Raw genomic sequence first — 15,592 nt, forward strand, 5'->3', positions numbered from 1 at the left:
CAACATCATATGCGGCACAATTTTCAAAATGAACATCGCGGCTACGGCGTCAGCACGCCGCTGTGGGATTATGTCTTTGGCACGATGCCCGACGAGAAACAAAAAACGCCTGCCGCAAAATCAGGTTTTTCGGAAAGCTTGAATTGATATGATTAATTTGTTCAGGAAAGTCGGCGCGCTGTTTTTGAATTTTTTGTTTCACGTCGGCAGCTTTGGAAAATTGATGTATCGTACCATTATTTCATTTTCCGACGCGCGCACCTGGGCCGGCCTGGTCGTCGAGCAAATGATGAAGATCGGCGTCCAGTCGCTGCCTGTGGTATTGTACATCTCCCTGTTTATGGGCATGGTCACCTCGCTGCAAGCCATTCACCAATTTACGCAAACGGTGCCGCTTTACATTGCCGGCACGGTGGTTCAGAAAGCCGTTCTGCAAGAGCTGGCTGCCGCGATGACAGCATTGGTTTTAGCCGGCCGCGTGGGCGCCTCGATTGCCGCTGAAATCGGCACCATGAAAGTGACGGAACAGATCGACGCGCTGGAAGCCATGGCCTTTAACCCGGTTTCTTATCTTGTCGTGCCGCGTTTAATCGCGGGTATGGTGATGTTGCCCGTCTTGGCGGCGTTTGCCGCATTCATCGCCATGATCTCCGGTTGGCTCACCGCGGTCTCGCTCGCCGACATTACGACGGTCGAGTTCTTTAAAGGCGCGAAGCAATACGTCAATTGGCGCGATTTTGCCCTTCCGCTTTCGAAATCCATTTTGTTTGGCGCTTCAATCATTATGGTGGCTTGCTATCAGGGTTTTAATGCCAAGCAAGGCGCAGAAGGCGTCGGCGAAGCAGCCACCAAGGCCGCTGTCTCTGCCTGTTTGATGATTCTGACGCTGGATTTTGTAATGGCGACGGTCATTTTGACTTGAAACATTTTACCTTCCCAAACCGCCGAGTTGCGGATGACGGCCAGCCTATCTGAAGCCCTGGCCTCTGTGAAAATCCGCGGTATTTGCAGTTAAGGCATAAGATGATTGTCATTGAGGATCTAAAGAAGAAATTCGAAGAATTGCCGGTGTTGCGCGGCGTCAACTTGACGATTGAAGACGGTTGCACCACAGCCATCATCGGTGGCAGCGGTTGCGGCAAATCCGTTTTGCTCAAACATATTATTGGATTGTTGAAACCCGATAGCGGTTCGGTATTAGTCGATGGTGATAACATTCCACAACTGCCCTACCCGCGACTGGTGGAAGTGCGCAAGAAAATCGGCATGGTCTTTCAAGGCTCAGCCTTATTCGACTCCATGACCATTGAAGAAAACATGGCCATGGGGCTGGCCCGCCACACCAAGCTCGCCAGCGCTGATATCAAAAAACGCATCAGCGAGTCGTTGACGATGGTTGGCCTGGCGGGCGTTGAGCCGAAGTTTCCGGCAGAACTGAGCGGGGGCATGAAAAAGCGCGCCGCGATTGCACGCGCGCTAGTGATGAAACCGCAATTTCTGCTGTATGACGAGCCCACCACCGGGCTTGATCCGCCGCGTGCGGATTCCATCAATCAAGTCATTTTTGATTTGAATGAGCAACTCGGCGTCACCTCGGTGGTGGTGACGCATGACATGCACAGTGTTTACCGCGTCGCGCACAAAGTGGCGATGTTGCATGAAGGACGGATTCATTTCTACGGCACGCCGGCGGAACTGGCGCAATGCAACGAACCTGCGGTGCTTGAATTTCTCGAAAGCGCGCGCGGACATGAATGGTTAAAACGCGATAATTAGTCTGGGAGTAACGCCATGCGGCGATGGACCAATGAAGTAGTTGTCGGCGCAGTGATTCTGATCGCGATTGCGATCAGCATTTACGGGTATGTTTTTCTGCGTAACATCCCCGTGCGCCAACGAGGTTTCGATATCTACATTACGTTTAATAACGTCACCGGGCTGGAAAAAAATGATGCGATCACCGTCGCAGGATTCAAGGTCGGACGCATACTTGACATGAAGCTCGATCGCGATCAAGTCATCGTGCGCGCCTGGTTGAACGGGCAAACGCCGTTCAGCCGCGACTCGCGCTGCGCCATTCGCAGCATTGGCATGATCGGTGAAAAATATATTGATCTTATTCCCGGCACGTCGAATGAATTTCTCAAAGAGGGTGACACCATCGCCGGTGATTATATCAGCGATCTCGCAGATGCCGGCGGCGGCGTAAACGAAATCATGTCCGAAACCAGGGCTTTACTGCAACGCATCAACGCCGTGGTTGATACGGCGCTCGATCGCCCTGCGCAACGCGCCATTTCCGGCACATTGATGAACATGGAAAGCATCTCCAGCAAGATCAATCACAATCTCGACAAAGATCGCCGGCACTTAAGCAATACCATTGCCCGCTTTGACAGCATTTCACGCGAGTTGAAATTATTCTGGCAATTGCACAACACTTCGGTCGATAGCATCGTCAATAACATGGCCGCCAGTACCTCGAGTCTGCCCGCGATGATGGCAAAGCTCGACAGCGCGGTCACCTCAGCACAAAAACTTTTGGCTATGGTGGAGAATCGTCAGGGCACGGTGGGCAAGGCGATGTATGATGAAGAGTTGTACAACAAGCTCAACAAAACGCTCGATGAAGCCAACCTCATGCTGGATGATGTAAAGAAGAACCCCTCGAAATACTTACAGTTCAGCGTATTTCGCTTTTGAGACGGTGTGATTTCAATTCGCCAACAAAAAAGGCGCGAGCATATATGCCCGCGCCTTTTTTAATTGGGTGCTACCCCGATCAATAACGATAATGCGCCGGCTTGAACGGCCCTTCCACCGGAATGTCCAAATACTCGGCTTGCGTCGGCGTCAATTTCGTGAGCTTCACGCCCAGCTTGTCCAGATGCAGCCGCGCGACTTTCTCATCGAGCTTCTTGGGCAGCATATAAACGCCCACTTCATATTTGTTGTTAAACAGCTCGATTTGCGCCAACACCTGATTGGTGAATGAATTCGACATGACAAACGAGGGGTGGCCGCTGGCGCAGCCCAAGTTAACCAACCGGCCTTCCGCAAGCAGCAGAATCTCATGGCCATCGGGGAAAATGTATTTGTCAACCTGCGGCTTGATCTCGACTTTCTTGATGCCGGGAAACGCGTTGAGCTGCGCGACTTGAATCTCGACATCAAAATGCCCGATGTTGCACACAATCGCGCCGTCTTTCATCTTCGTGAGATGCTCGATGGTGATGATGTCGCGGCAACCCGTTGCGGTAACGAAAATGTCCGCGGTCGCAATGTAATCTTCGATGGTCGCCACTTCAAAGCCTTCCATGGCGGCTTGCAGCGCGCAGATGGGATCGATCTCAGTCACGATTACGCGACTGCCGAAGCCCCGCAGCGATTGCGCCGAGCCTTTGCCGACATCACCAAAACCGGCCACCACGGCAATCTTGCCGGCCAGCATCACATCGGTTGCGCGCTTGATGCCATCAGCCAGCGATTCGCGGCAGCCATAGAGATTATCAAACTTGCTTTTCGTCACCGAATCGTTGACGTTGATGGCCGGGGCCTTGAGTTTGCCTTCCTTCAACATTTTATAAAGCGCGTGCACACCCGTGGTCGTCTCTTCGGTGATGCCTTTGAGACCTTTGAGAAACTGCGGCATTTTGTTATGCACAAAGTATGTCAAGTCGCCGCCGTCATCGAGAATCATGTTCGGACCTTCGCCGTTCTCGAAGTACAGCGTTTGTTCGGTACACCACCAGTATTCATCCTCGGTCTCACCTTTCCAGGCAAATACGGGAATGCCGGCAGCGGCGATCGCGGCGGCGGCATGATCTTGCGTCGAAAAGATGTTGCATGACGCCCAGCGCACTTTTGCGCCAAGCGCGATCAGGGTTTCGATCAGCACCGCGGTTTCAATCGTCATGTGTAGCGAGCCGGAAATGCGCGCCCCTTTGAGCGGCTGCTGGCTGCGGAATTCCTCGCGTATCGCCATCAGGCCGGGCATTTCTTTTTCGGCCAATTCGATCTCCTTGCGTCCCCACTCGGCGAGAGACATATCAGCGACTTTATAGTCGGGTTTGTGCGGGCTGGCAACAGCGGTTTTGCCGTTCGCGCCGGATTGCGCTGCTTTGGGAGTAATGACTTCGGTTTCGTGCATGTTTGATCCTCATGGTTTGGTTGCTTGAAAGATGAGAACTTTCATGGGTTCATGTTTAGTTAAAATTTCTGATTTGAGCGCAGTAAAACCCGCAGCTTGCAGCCACTTGTTCAAGTCGGCGCGCTTGAAGCCGAGCCACAAATCCGCGTATTTTTCGCGCATTTCAGCAATATCGTGCTGCAAGAGATCGGCGAGCACCAATACCCCGCCGCGTTTGAGTATCCGAAACACTTCCAAGAGCGCGGCCTGCGGCTGCGAAATGTGATGCAAAACCATACACGCCACTGCCGCGTCAACCGAAGCATCCGGAATCGGCAAATGCTCAAGTTCGCCCAGACGAAAATCACAACGGTTAAGCGCCTCGGGCATTTCTTTGTTCATATAATCTGCAGCCACCTTGAGCATCGTGCGCGAGGAATCAATCGCAATCACATTTGTGAAACGCCGCGCTAAAGCCGGCAGCAACAACCCCGCGCCGGCGCCAAGATCTGCAGCCGCCTGCCGGCGTTCCGGCAAGTAATGCAGCACCTGCTCGCGATAGTTAGCGCTGTCCAACACTTCGTGCTGCAAACGTTCCCATTCCGGCCCAACACGATCAAAATATTTCTGACTCTCGGCGCGGCGATGCTGCACAATGGATTCGATCTGCTGCAAATCCATTGCATAGGAATTGAGCTTGCGGCCGCCCTTTAAGGCAAGATGAATTGCTTCGGACAAGTCCAAGTTGCCGTTCGGTTGCGTCAGCGAGTAAAACGTCCAATTCCCTTCCCGGCGACTGGAAACCAACCCGGAATCCGCCAGAATTTTGAGATGCCGGGAGATGCGCGACTGTCCCATCCGCAGAATTTCAATCAATTCATTGACATTGAAATCACCCTGCGCTAGAATTGCCAAAAGCCGAAGCCGCGTTTCATCTGCCAGCGCTTTAAAAATCTGCAGCATACGATTAAATACTATATAACTATATCAAGATTTATTGATATAATACAGCGCAAAAAATCAAAATGCAACTCATTTTTTGTCAAAACCTGTTTCTCCACGATTTTTTTAACCCGCCCAGAGCTTCCCGTTTACAGCCACCTTGAGCCTGACAGCCTCGGAATTACCATTGTTGTAAGTCAAAAATGATTCAGATACAATCTTGTGCTTGTGTTCGGTCAAACATTTCGTTTTAGTTTGATCGCGGATTTTGGGTATTACATTTTCGGCGATTACAATTATGTGGGGCAGGAGTCTTGCTGGATGAGGTAAGGCGTTGTTTTAAAAATTGATGGCTCATCCCAGAGTGAAACGAGGAGAGGTTCGTCCGAGCTTGTTGAAAATGATTATCAAAAAAATCAATCATTCCCCTCAAGTGGCCACCTTTTTGCATAAGCGCGGACACGTCAGCGAAATCCAAGCTACTCCACAGCAGGAGCACTTCACATCTTAAGGAAGGATAATCATGATCACTCTAATCACGAAAGAGAGCTTGAGGATGGGTCAGATTTTGGCGGTTGCCGGTTTGGCATTGTTGATCACTACAAACAATTCCTCGGCGCAGGCCGTAGCGAAAGCGGCAACGAAAGAGCCGGCGCTGGCCATGGAAGCGAAAGAAGCCTCTCTCGCAGAAGCGAAAGCCTCTCTGCTTGCGCGATTAAAAGAACTCGACGAGCAATTTGAACTGAAACTCGAAGCGCCGGAACCGATTGCCAGCCCAACCGCGCAACCGGCGGTTGCTCCCGCACCTCCGGTCGATCTTTCTTCCGCATTGATGCAATCCATCGAAGGGACCATGACTCCGGGAGCGACGCTGAAAGATCGCGAGAGCGCGACGCTCGATACGAAGGCAATGGCAAAGAATATCGAAACCGGCAGTTTCCTGGTCAAAAAAATTGAAGCGTTGGAACGCATGCTGAAATTGTTGGAAATGAAGGAGGAGATTTTGAGCGAGCGCAAGGATTTCGACAAGCGCATGAAAAATGTGCAGGCCAAAATCGAAAAGAACGAGAAGAAATCGCAAGAGCAATAACGCGTATAACGGATGATGCGCGTTTAAAACAAAAGACGGCCCAGGCCGTCTTTTGTTTTTTAACCCACTTTGCGCCGCAATTCTTGCGCTTGTTCCTTCAGCGGCGTGTTGACTTTGGCGCCCATCACCGCTTCGAGGTGCGTGATCGCGCGCTCGACTTCATTCATTTTCATCAGCGCGGTTGCCAGGTAATAATGCGCCAAGAGATTCGAGCGGTTCAGCTTCACGGCGCGTTCGAGCTGCGGGATCGCCTCGGTGAGACGATTCAACTTGATCAAATTTTTTCCCCACACCGCCAGCATCACAGAATCCCCCTTGCCCAACTCACCGGCTTGTTCGAACGCTTTTAAGGCCTCCGCCGGCCGATCAACCAAATCGCAGGCAATACCGAGCTGCTTGAAATAAAGCCCTTTTGTCGGGTTGAGCTTGCCGGCTTGCGCAAAGGCTTTCAACGCGCGATCCGGCGCGCCGGCGCGCTGCAAGGCCACACCCAGCACCGCCCAAACCTGATCATCATCCGGTTTCTTTTCGAGATATTTTTGATACATCCGCGCCGCGCCCTTGAAATCAGAATACAAAAAGGCCTTGTAACCCTCCGAGTACAAACTCTCCAGATCCGCGACTTCAACGGCAGGCCCCGTGGTGACGATGCCGCGCTTCGCGTGCGCCGCGAGTGTGCCTTGATTATCAAGCTCGATGACTTTGCGATAATTGAGATTGGCGTTCTCGGTGTCGCCCAAAATCGCAAAAATTTTTGCCAGCCCGAAATATGCGCGCACCTCGTTGGGTGAAAGTTCGATCGCGCGCTGAAAACTGGCGATGCCCTCTTTGTATTTTTTGAGAATGCTGTAGACTGCGCCGAGATTGAGATGGGCGAGCGCGTTGCGCGGATCGAAATAAATGCTCTCTTTCAGATGGCCTTCGGCATCGGCAAACTTTCGCATCTTCAACAGAATCGTGCCCAAAATCAAGTGGGCGCGATGATAAATCGGGCAAAGCGCAACCGCCTGTTGAAAATTCTCAACCGCCTCTTTGTAATTTTTATTCGCAAAACAGGCAATGCCGAGATTGAAATAATAATCCGGGTCGTGAGGGTTTTTTGCGAGCGCCTGCGTCCAACGTGTAATGGCCTTGCTGAAATCACGCTGCTTGGCATAGGCCATCGCCTCGCGATGCAGGTTCTCCGCCTCGGGATCGGAGGAGGGTATGCTCCACTTCAGCTCCGCTTGATTCTCAGCGATTTTCACCTGCAACTGGCTGCTGTTGCCGAATTTGCGCTTGAGGTACTCCGCGATAAGCGCCGGGGATTTTTTGGAGACGATTAGCTCGTGAATTTCAGCATCATGATGGCGAATATCGGAGAGCGTTAAGGTGGCTGTAACGAATTTTTGCGCCGTTTGAGGGCTCATTTGAACCAAAACAAGGAAGGGGATTTATTGACAATTGACATTCGAAATCGACTCACTTCAAACAGTTTCAGGATTTCCCGCCGGCGATGCCGTTTTTCCTTTGCCTCAGGGACTTCCAAGAGAAAATTGCACACGGCTGCCGCCGAACTTGAAACCCGGTGAGTTATGCCAGTCATGCTTGTTCGAAAAGGTTCAACTGCGGCCAGGCGCGCTGAAAGGATAACAGACGCCTGATTCGAACAATACCGCTTTGACCGCCAAACTTCATCGAAAAGTAGTACGCCAGGGGGGACTTGAACCCTCAACCTTTGGCTCCGGAGGCCAACGCTCTATCCAGTTGAGCTACTGGCGCATTTGTGTTGCGAGACGCTCTGCTGCGCTTACCGTATTCTGCATCAACATTATGATGGTCATCGGGCCGACGCCGCCGGGAACCGGGGTGATCCCCGCCGCCTTGCTTTTGACAGCCTCGAAATCAACATCGCCAACCAGGCGATAACCTTTAGCCGCTGTAATATCTGTGACACGATTCATGCCGACATCAATTACCACGACCCCTTCTTTCACCATGTCAGCGGTGACATACTTGGCCTGGCCGATTGCCGCGACTAATATATCCGCTTGCCGGGTGATTTGCGGCAAATTTGTGGTGGCCGAGTGGCAAATCGTGACCGTGGCGTTGGCTTGCGGCCTTTTCTGCGCCAGCAAAACCGCCAGCGGCATGCCGACGATTCCGCTGCGCCCCAAAATGACGACGTGCTTTCCTGAGACCGGAAAACCGCTGCGCTGTAACAATTCAGAAACACCGGCGGGTGTGCAAGGAATGAAGGTCTCTTCGCCGTTTTGCAGTTTGCCGCGATTCACCGGATTAAACCCGTCAACATCTTTCTCCGGTGAAATCGCCGCCAGCACGCGTTGTGTATTGATGTGCTTCGGCAACGGCAGTTGCACGAGAATGCCATGAATCTTTGCGTCTTGATTCAACTTTGCAATCAGATCGAGCAGCGCCGCTTCGGAAGTCTTGTGCTCCAATTTATGAACTTCCGAAAACAATCCCAGGCTTTCACACATCCTGGCTTTTGAGCCGACATAAACAGCGGAGGCCGGATCATCTCCTACCAAAACCGCCGCCAAGCCCGGCGTCACGCCTCTTTGCTGCAGTGCACGAACCTTTTCAATCAGCTCGGCTTTGATCTGCTCGGCGATGCGTTTGCCGTCTATGATAACTGCTGACATATGATAATGGAGAAACCGGATTTTGACGGCCACAGAACTGCAGCGGCGCAATGACAAAACCCGATTGCACGCTCTTGATTATTCCAAAAACAACCGTTCGATAGTTACGGCCTTCATCGTCTCTTTGCTGATGCGCACGATCACCCCGCACAACCTGACTTCGCCGCTCGCCGGCTCGAAGCGCATCGGCACCGCGCGCATGAAACGTTTGATGGCGGTTTCTTTTTTCATACCGATGACGGAGTCAAACGGCCCGGTCATGCCGACATCCGTGATGTAGGCCGTGCCGCCTGCTAGGATTTTTTCATCCGCTGTGGGCACATGGGTATGCGTCCCAATCACAGCGCTCACTCGGCCATCCAGATACCAGCCCAGCGCCATTTTTTCTGCGGTGGCCTCGGCATGAAAATCAACAATCACAACGCTGGCCTGGCGTTCGATGCGCCGCAGGATATCATCCGCAATGCGAAACGGGCAATCAATTTGATAAAGATAAGTCCGGCCTTGCAAATTGATGACGGCGGCTTTGACGCCCTCTTCCAGATCGACGAGCGCATATCCGCGTCCGGGATTCGCGGGGGGATAATTTGCCGGGCGCAGCACACGCCCGCTTTCCGGTTCATCCTTTTGCCAAATTTTAAAGACGTCCGGATTTTCCCACGTGTGATTGCCGCCGGTGATAACGTCGATGCCCAATTCAAAATATTGCTTGGCCAGCGCGGCAGTAATGCCTTTTCCCTCCGCCGCATTTTCGCCGTTGGCGACAATCAAATCCGGCTGATATGTCTGCTTCAATTCCGGCAGCAGCCGTGTGAGGATCTCCAAGCCAGGCTTGCCGATAATATCTGCGATAAACAGCAGCGTCCACGCTTCCACTTCTTTCATCGTCCTATAAAGTTTGCCTGGCGAATTCTAAAACAACGCTGGAATATAGGCTAAAAAAGCAAATTTACAAGGGAAAATTCACTTGGCGTAATCCACCGCGCGATACTCGCGCACGATGGTCACGCGAATCTGGCCCGGGTAGTGAATACTCTGCTGAATTTTGCGCGCAATATCGACCGCCAATTGTTCGGCGCGCGCATCGTCCACTTGGGCATGCTCGACGATCACACGAATCTCGCGCCCGGCTTGCAAAGCATAGGTGCGGATCACGCCGGGAAAGGCGTTGGCTATGCTCTCGAGCGTCGACATGCGCTGGAAGTAATTCGCCAGCGTTTCTTTCTGCGCACCGGGGCGGGCAATAGAAATCTCGTTCGCGGTTGACACGATGATCGAGGCCGCCGTCAACACCTGGCCATTGCGGTTGAGATTGTTGGCGAACAAGATCGCATTCTCCACGGCCTCGTTCTCGCCATAGCGCCGCGCCAGCGCCGCGCCCACTTCCGCGGCGCTCGAATCGCTTTCGCGCTCCACCGCGCTGCCGATCTCATGCAGCAAGGCGCCGCGCTTGATCAAATACGTCTCGATCCCAACCTCCGCCGCGATGACGCCGGCGATGAGCGCGGTCTCAATGCTGTGTTGCAAAAGATTTTGCCCCTGGCTGGAACGATATTTTAATTTGCCGAGCAACCGCACCAGTTCCAGATGCAGGCCGTGCAAACCGGCTTCGAGCATGGCTTGCTCGCCGGCTTCACGAATCAATTCCTCGACTTCGTTGCGCGTCTTCTCCACCACTTCTTCGATGCGGCCCGGATGAATGCGGCCATCGGTGATCAGCTTTTCCAGCGACAGTTTTGCAACTTCACGGCGCACCGGATCAAAACCGGAGAGCATCACCACTTCGGGGGTGTCATCAATCAGCACTTCAATGCCGGTCACCGCTTCAAACGAGCGAATGTTGCGGCCTTCGCGTCCGATGATGCGGCCTTTCATGTCGTCATTCGGCAGATGCACCACGGACACCGTCGATTCGACGACGTGGCCGATGTTGGTGCGCTGAATCGCCTGCACCAGAATATCCTTGGCGTCGCGATTCGCCACCATGCGGGCGCGATCTTTAATCTCTTTGACCGTCTGCGCCGCTTCCTGTTTGGCCATTTCGAGAAAATTATTGAGCTGGATGCGCTTGGCCTCTTCATTCGTCAGGCCGGAGATTTGTTCGAGTTTTTTATTTTCCTCGGCAATGAGGCGATCCAACTCCTGGCTTTGCAGCTTCAGATTCGCCTCGCGGCTGCGCAAACTCTCCTCTAATTTCGTTACTTCCTGCTTTTTCTGATTCAACAAATCGACTTTGCGATCCAGGCTCGTTTCGCGTTGCGCAAGCTGGCTTTCCAGCTTTTGTATCTGCTGCCGGCGTGACTTGATCTCCTGCTCCAGATCCTGGCGTTTTTGAAAAAGCTCGTCACGCACCTCGAGCAATTTAGCCTGCTTGAGACTTTCTGCTTCCTGGGCGGCGTCTGCAGTGATTTTCTGCGCGGCGGCTTCGGCGTGGGCAATCTTCTCGAGGCCGAGCTTTTGCCGCATCAGCCAGCCGAGCAGAGCGCCAAGTCCGAGCGCGGCCACGATCAGTACGATCACAATGATCGTCATTCTTCCTCCATAAATCCCGATTGCCTTATTAGAAGTATCGAATCGGGTTTTAATAATCTAGCGCATAACAAAAAGCCCCGGTACCAAGTTCTTCAAACGCCGCAACGGAAATCGTTGCGCGCAGGTCGCGCCGCGTTTTTGAAGACCTTGCCACCAGGGCTGTTCGCCTCCCGCGCTGCGGGAGGTTGACACCGGTCTATTCTTTCAAATTCTCATGCAAAAGTTTCGATAACTGCTCGGCCTTGGCCTCGAAACTCTTCAACAGACCCGCTTTCTCGTCACGCTCGCGGAACAGTTCGTCCGCAATGTTCAACGCCGCCAGGATCGCCACTTTGAGCGAGGATTTGGCGGCCGTACTTTGGTCGACTTCACGCATTTTGCGATCGACATACTCGGCCACCCGGCGGATGTATTCCACATCAACCTCGCCGCGAATGGGATACTCGGTGCCGTAAATGTTGACTTTTAATACCGTGCCTTCAGGCATAGAATATCGAGAAAAATGTCTGCTCTGAGAATACTCGACGCGACGCCAGCTTGTCAGAACTGCAATTGCAGTTCCTCCAATTTGGCCAACATCTCTTCCACTTTACTGCGAATTTTTTCCTCACGTTCCTTCATTTGCTGCGACTCTTGCGCGCGATTTTGCACATTGCTCAATTCGCCGCGCAGCCTGTTGAGTTCTTCCTCTTGCGTGTGAAAGCGGGCTTCCGCCGCCTCCACTTGCGCGCGCAGCTCCTCATTTTCATGCTTGAGCGTCTGTATCAACTTGATCGCTTTGGAGATTTTATCTTCCAATATCTCGAAACGTTGGATATCCATCAAATGATCCTTCAATCAGCGTGGTTAAAAATTACTTTAAACGCATCCTCAAACATTCCATGCGTCATGCCCGGCGGCCGCACAAGAGAGCCGGTCCGGGTGCAGGCGCTTAAGTCCGCAGCACCGCGCCGCATTCGCGGCCAAGCGCGTCCAAAATATTCTTTTGCCGCAGTTCCACCTCTTCGTCGCGCAATGTACGATCGTCGGCGCGAAAGGTCAGCGCAAAAGCCATGCTCTTTTTGCCTGCTGGAATGGGTTTACCGGTATAAAGATCGAACAGTTCGAGCCGTTCCAGCAAGTGATCGCTCGCGTTTTCAATGACGGCGTAAATTTTCTCCGCCGGCACGTCGTGGTCAACGATAATTGCCAGATCGCGCTCAACCGGCGGATACTTCGGAATACTCCGAAAGGTGCGCTGCCAATCAATGCTGGCGATCACCTCCTGGAGTCTTAATTCAAACAGAAAAACATCCGTTTCAACGTCATACTCTTTGAGAATCTCTGCCTGCAGTTTACCCGCAAAACCGAGGCGGTTTGCGCCGATAAAAATCTCCCAACCGTGTTCGAGATAGGCATGCGTTGTGAGCGGCTTGAAAACCAGCTTCGGCAATAACAAAACGCGTTCCAGCACTTCCAACGCCCCCCGCAAATCGGGCAGGGCATAGCCGCGAGTTTTGCCCAGCCAATTCGGATTTTCTGCGGCGCCCACGGCAATGGCTGCCAGACGCTGTTCTTCGCAGATTTCTTTGCCGGGCTCCTTCCAAAACGCGGCGCCGGTTTCATACAACCACACATCGCGGTTTTTACGATTGAGATTGTACGCGAGCGAATGCAACAACGTCGCCGCCACTGCCGGCCGCAACACTGACAATTCTTCATTCAGTGGATTGATGAGCGGCAATACCGCGCCGCCCTCCGGCAAAAACAACCCGGCCAGTTTGGGTGAAATCAAATCTATGGTAATGGCTTCATCAAAGCCCAGGCCGGTCATCGCGCGGCGCAATTTTTCCAGCGCTTCTTCTTCGCGATTGCGCTCGCCGCCGACAAAAACCTGCGAATGCAATTTTTCAGGGAATTTATCATAGCCATAAATACGCGCGATCTCTTCGATCAAATCGATCTCGCGCGTCAAATCCGGGCGAAACGTGGGCGCCGCCACCTGCCAGCTCGCGGCGGATTTTTTTGATACTTTGCACTCCAGTCCGGTTAGAATTTTTTCCATGCGTGCGGACGGCACTTTGCCGCCCAACACGTGCGTCACCCGCTTCGGGCGCAGCGTGATTTTGGTGGGCTTGATCGGCGCGGGATACACCTCGGCGATGCCGCGCGCAATCTCCCCGCCGGCGGTATCCTGCATCAATTGTGCGGCGCGATTGACGGCGAACGGGATGCCGTTGGGATCCGTGCCACGCTCAAAACGCCGGCCTGCTTCTGATGTCATGCCCAATCGCTTTGCCGTGCGGCGCACCGCAAGCGGGTTGAAATGCGCGCACTCGATCAAGATATTTTTCGTCGCGTCGCTGACTTCGGAATTCAAGCCGCCCATCACGCCGGCCAGCGCGACATTGCGATGGCCGTCGCAAATCATCACGTCCTCGGCGAGCAATTCATGCTCCTGGCCATCAAGCGTTTGGAATTTTTCTCCGGCGCGCGCACGCTGCACAATGATTTTATCTTTTTCGAGCAAATCGTAGTCGAAAGCGTGTTGCGGCTGGCCGGTTTCCATCATGACGTAATTCGTGACATCGACAATATTCGAAATCGCGCGCACACCCACGGCGTTCAGGCGCTGGCGCATCCACTTCGGCGAGGATTTGATTGCGATGTTTTGCACGATCCGAGCGGCATAACGCGGGCAACCCTCGGCATCTTTTATTTGAATAGTGATCAATTGCTCGATAGGCGCGCCGGTTTCGCGCAGCTTGATTTTGGGCAATTGCAGGGGCGCGCCGGTAATCAAACCGACTTCACGCGCGATGCCGATAATGCCCAGGGCATCCGGGCGGTTGGGCGTAACCGCGATGTCAAAGAGCCAGTCTTGTTCGAGCGTATCCACAAAATTCTGCCCCACGCGCGCCTGCCCGTTCAGCACGAGGATGCCTTCATGCTCGTCCGACAGGCCCAATTCCATCTCGCTGCAAATCATGCCTTGTGATTGCACCCCGAAGATTTTGCGCGCTTCAATGGTCAAGCCGTTCGGCAGCCTCGTCCCGGTGGGCGCAACCGCAACGAGTTGATCGACCGCGACATTCGGCGCGCCGCAAACCACGTTGAGCGTTGCGCTGCCAATATTCACCTCGCAGCGTTTGAGGTGATCGGAGGCCGGAATGTTCTCACAAACCAGCACTTTGCCGACGACGATCGCCTTCAGGTCAGGCAGCAATGATTGGCAACTTTCGACTTCGAAGCCGATCATCGGCAGGCGTTCGGCGAGCGCTTCCGCGGTCAGCGGTGTGTCAACGAATTCGCGTAGCCAGTTATAAGTGAATTTCATTTGCCCGGAGCATGCCACTCAACAGAATGACATGGAGAATTTTGTGAATGCTAAAATTGTCTTAACAAGCGCACGTCATTGTCATAAAACAAGCGCAGATCCGTCACGCCGTATTTTCGCATCGCCGGCCGCTCCACGCCCATGCCCCACGCAAAGCCGGTATACTTTTCCGAATCGATGCCCAGGCGTTCGAGCACGATGGGATTCACCATGCCGCAACCGAGCAGCTCGATCCAGGATTGCCGCGCTTCGAACCAGACATCAAGCTCGGCGCTCGGCTCGGTGAAGGGAAAATAACTCGGGCGAAAACGGGTTTTGACCTCATCATCAAAAAACTTGCGCGCAAACGCCGCCAGCACGCCCTTGAGATCAGCAAACGTTACGCCTTCATCGACCCACAAGCCTTCGACTTGATGAAACACCGGCGAATGCGTGGCATCCGGCGTGTCTTTGCGAAAACACCGGCCTGGCGCGATGATGCGAATCGGCAACGGCTTGTTTTCAAGCGTGTGAATTTGCACCGGCGAGGTGTGCGTACGCAGCAAATAGGTTGCGCCGTTGGCGCGGCGCGGATCGGACAGATAAAAGGTGTCGTGCAAATCGCGACTGGGATGATCCGGCGGCAGATTCAGCGCTTCGAAATTATAGTAATCGGTTTCCGCCCGGTCAATCAGTTTTTGGATGGCTGCCAGCGCCAGGGGGCGCGCTTGGTAATCGTTGGGGTTGTCAAAATAGTAGCGCAGCTCGGCGCTGGTGGCGTCAAGGGGTTTCAGGGCAATGTGCAGGGTTTGAGGCATAGCCGGCCTCTTAGTTAACCAATTCTTTCAAAACCTGGTTGATTTCCGCGGCGGTGGCGTTTTCTAATTGTATCCGCTTACCTTTTGGTCCAACCAGCACCACCTTTTTGATGGTTTTGCCGGCCGGGTTTTTTGACCATT

The 15,592-nt window shown here is 53.3% G+C and carries 14 protein-coding genes and 1 tRNA gene; 4 read left to right on the forward strand and 11 right to left on the reverse strand.

Annotation, left to right across the window (positions count from 1 at the left end; translation table 11 throughout):
• Positions 1 to 148: 148 nt before the first annotated feature.
• The 3 genes from FBQ85_13775 (at position 149) to FBQ85_13785 (ending at position 2,703) form a co-directional block, all read left to right on the forward strand.
• Positions 149 to 922: an ABC transporter permease gene (locus FBQ85_13775; protein ID MDL1876223.1), complete on the forward strand. Its 774-nt coding sequence runs from the start codon at positions 149 to 151 to the stop codon at positions 920 to 922.
• Positions 923 to 1,023: 101 nt separating this feature from the next.
• Positions 1,024 to 1,776 (forward strand): ATP-binding cassette domain-containing protein, encoded by a 753-nt coding sequence (locus tag FBQ85_13780; protein ID MDL1876224.1) that lies wholly within the window; start codon positions 1,024 to 1,026, stop codon positions 1,774 to 1,776.
• A gap of 15 nt (positions 1,777 to 1,791) precedes the next feature.
• Positions 1,792 to 2,703 carry an MCE family protein gene (locus FBQ85_13785; GenBank protein ID MDL1876225.1) on the forward strand — a complete coding sequence of 304 codons (912 nt, stop codon included), beginning with the start codon at positions 1,792 to 1,794 and terminating at the stop codon, positions 2,701 to 2,703.
• A 79-nt stretch (positions 2,704 to 2,782) separates the two neighbouring features.
• Here FBQ85_13785 and FBQ85_13790 read toward each other — a convergent pair whose 3' ends face one another.
• Together FBQ85_13790 and FBQ85_13795 are read right to left on the reverse strand one after the other, a co-directional pair.
• Positions 2,783 to 4,150, reverse strand: coding sequence for an adenosylhomocysteinase (locus tag FBQ85_13790; GenBank protein MDL1876226.1), 1,368 nt, complete (start codon positions 4,148 to 4,150; stop codon positions 2,783 to 2,785).
• A 9-nt stretch (positions 4,151 to 4,159) separates the two neighbouring features.
• Positions 4,160 to 5,092, reverse strand: a complete 933-nt coding sequence (locus FBQ85_13795; GenBank protein MDL1876227.1) for a metalloregulator ArsR/SmtB family transcription factor — start codon at positions 5,090 to 5,092, stop codon at positions 4,160 to 4,162.
• A 502-nt stretch (positions 5,093 to 5,594) separates the two neighbouring features.
• Here FBQ85_13795 and FBQ85_13800 point away from each other — a divergent pair.
• On the forward strand, positions 5,595 to 6,161 hold the full coding sequence (locus FBQ85_13800; protein ID MDL1876228.1) for a hypothetical protein: 567 nt from the start codon (positions 5,595 to 5,597) through the stop codon (positions 6,159 to 6,161).
• Between the two features lie 59 nt (positions 6,162 to 6,220).
• Here FBQ85_13800 and FBQ85_13805 read toward each other — a convergent pair whose 3' ends face one another.
• The 9 genes from FBQ85_13805 to pheS form a co-directional block, all read right to left on the reverse strand.
• Positions 6,221 to 7,570, reverse strand: a complete 1,350-nt coding sequence (locus FBQ85_13805; GenBank protein ID MDL1876229.1) for a tetratricopeptide repeat protein — start codon at positions 7,568 to 7,570, stop codon at positions 6,221 to 6,223.
• A 275-nt stretch (positions 7,571 to 7,845) separates the two neighbouring features.
• Positions 7,846 to 7,922 (reverse strand) — tRNA-Arg (locus tag FBQ85_13810).
• The gene (gene folD, locus FBQ85_13815; protein MDL1876230.1) at positions 7,913 to 8,806 is read right to left on the reverse strand and encodes a bifunctional methylenetetrahydrofolate dehydrogenase/methenyltetrahydrofolate cyclohydrolase FolD; all 894 of its coding nucleotides are present in this window, start codon (positions 8,804 to 8,806) and stop codon (positions 7,913 to 7,915) included. Before folD ends, FBQ85_13810 begins: the two co-directional genes overlap by 10 nt.
• A 78-nt stretch (positions 8,807 to 8,884) precedes the next feature.
• The gene (locus tag FBQ85_13820; GenBank protein ID MDL1876231.1) at positions 8,885 to 9,691 is read right to left on the reverse strand and encodes a TIGR00282 family metallophosphoesterase; all 807 of its coding nucleotides are present in this window, start codon (positions 9,689 to 9,691) and stop codon (positions 8,885 to 8,887) included.
• A gap of 78 nt (positions 9,692 to 9,769) precedes the next feature.
• Complete coding sequence (gene rny, locus FBQ85_13825) at positions 9,770 to 11,338, reverse strand: ribonuclease Y (protein MDL1876232.1); 1,569 nt, start codon at positions 11,336 to 11,338, stop codon at positions 9,770 to 9,772.
• Between the two features lie 196 nt (positions 11,339 to 11,534).
• Entirely contained in the window at positions 11,535 to 11,825 is a 291-nt protein-coding gene (locus tag FBQ85_13830; GenBank protein ID MDL1876233.1) for a cell division protein ZapA, read from the reverse strand.
• A gap of 53 nt (positions 11,826 to 11,878) precedes the next feature.
• Positions 11,879 to 12,160: a cell division protein ZapB gene (zapB, locus tag FBQ85_13835; protein MDL1876234.1), complete on the reverse strand. Its 282-nt coding sequence runs from the start codon at positions 12,158 to 12,160 to the stop codon at positions 11,879 to 11,881.
• Positions 12,161 to 12,269: 109 nt separating this feature from the next.
• Positions 12,270 to 14,654, reverse strand: coding sequence for a phenylalanine--tRNA ligase subunit beta (locus FBQ85_13840; protein ID MDL1876235.1), 2,385 nt, complete (start codon positions 14,652 to 14,654; stop codon positions 12,270 to 12,272).
• A 50-nt stretch (positions 14,655 to 14,704) separates the two neighbouring features.
• Positions 14,705 to 15,451, reverse strand: a complete 747-nt coding sequence (gene pheS / locus FBQ85_13845; protein MDL1876236.1) for a phenylalanine--tRNA ligase subunit alpha — start codon at positions 15,449 to 15,451, stop codon at positions 14,705 to 14,707.
• Positions 15,452 to 15,592 lie beyond the last annotated feature (141 nt).

It is taken from the genome of Cytophagia bacterium CHB2 (assembly GCA_030263535.1).
Taxonomy (GTDB): domain Bacteria; phylum Zhuqueibacterota; class Zhuqueibacteria; order Zhuqueibacterales; family Zhuqueibacteraceae; genus Coneutiohabitans.

Coding starts and splice junctions, on each gene's coding strand:
- FBQ85_13795 (MDL1876227.1), bottom strand. CDS start 5,092: ATGCTGCAGATTTTTAAAGCGCTGGCAGATGAAACGCGGCTTCGGCTT.
- FBQ85_13775 (MDL1876223.1), top strand. CDS start 149: ATGATTAATTTGTTCAGGAAAGTCGGCGCGCTGTTTTTGAATTTTTTG.
- FBQ85_13840 (MDL1876235.1), bottom strand. CDS start 14,654: ATGAAATTCACTTATAACTGGCTACGCGAATTCGTTGACACACCGCTG.
- rny (MDL1876232.1), bottom strand. CDS start 11,338: ATGACGATCATTGTGATCGTACTGATCGTGGCCGCGCTCGGACTTGGC.
- FBQ85_13780 (MDL1876224.1), top strand. CDS start 1,024: ATGATTGTCATTGAGGATCTAAAGAAGAAATTCGAAGAATTGCCGGTG.
- FBQ85_13800 (MDL1876228.1), top strand. CDS start 5,595: ATGATCACTCTAATCACGAAAGAGAGCTTGAGGATGGGTCAGATTTTG.
- FBQ85_13805 (MDL1876229.1), bottom strand. CDS start 7,570: ATGAGCCCTCAAACGGCGCAAAAATTCGTTACAGCCACCTTAACGCTC.
- folD (MDL1876230.1), bottom strand. CDS start 8,806: ATGTCAGCAGTTATCATAGACGGCAAACGCATCGCCGAGCAGATCAAA.
- FBQ85_13790 (MDL1876226.1), bottom strand. CDS start 4,150: ATGCACGAAACCGAAGTCATTACTCCCAAAGCAGCGCAATCCGGCGCG.
- FBQ85_13785 (MDL1876225.1), top strand. CDS start 1,792: ATGCGGCGATGGACCAATGAAGTAGTTGTCGGCGCAGTGATTCTGATC.
- zapB (MDL1876234.1), bottom strand. CDS start 12,160: ATGGATATCCAACGTTTCGAGATATTGGAAGATAAAATCTCCAAAGCG.
- FBQ85_13830 (MDL1876233.1), bottom strand. CDS start 11,825: ATGCCTGAAGGCACGGTATTAAAAGTCAACATTTACGGCACCGAGTAT.
- pheS (MDL1876236.1), bottom strand. CDS start 15,451: ATGCCTCAAACCCTGCACATTGCCCTGAAACCCCTTGACGCCACCAGC.
- FBQ85_13820 (MDL1876231.1), bottom strand. CDS start 9,691: ATGAAAGAAGTGGAAGCGTGGACGCTGCTGTTTATCGCAGATATTATC.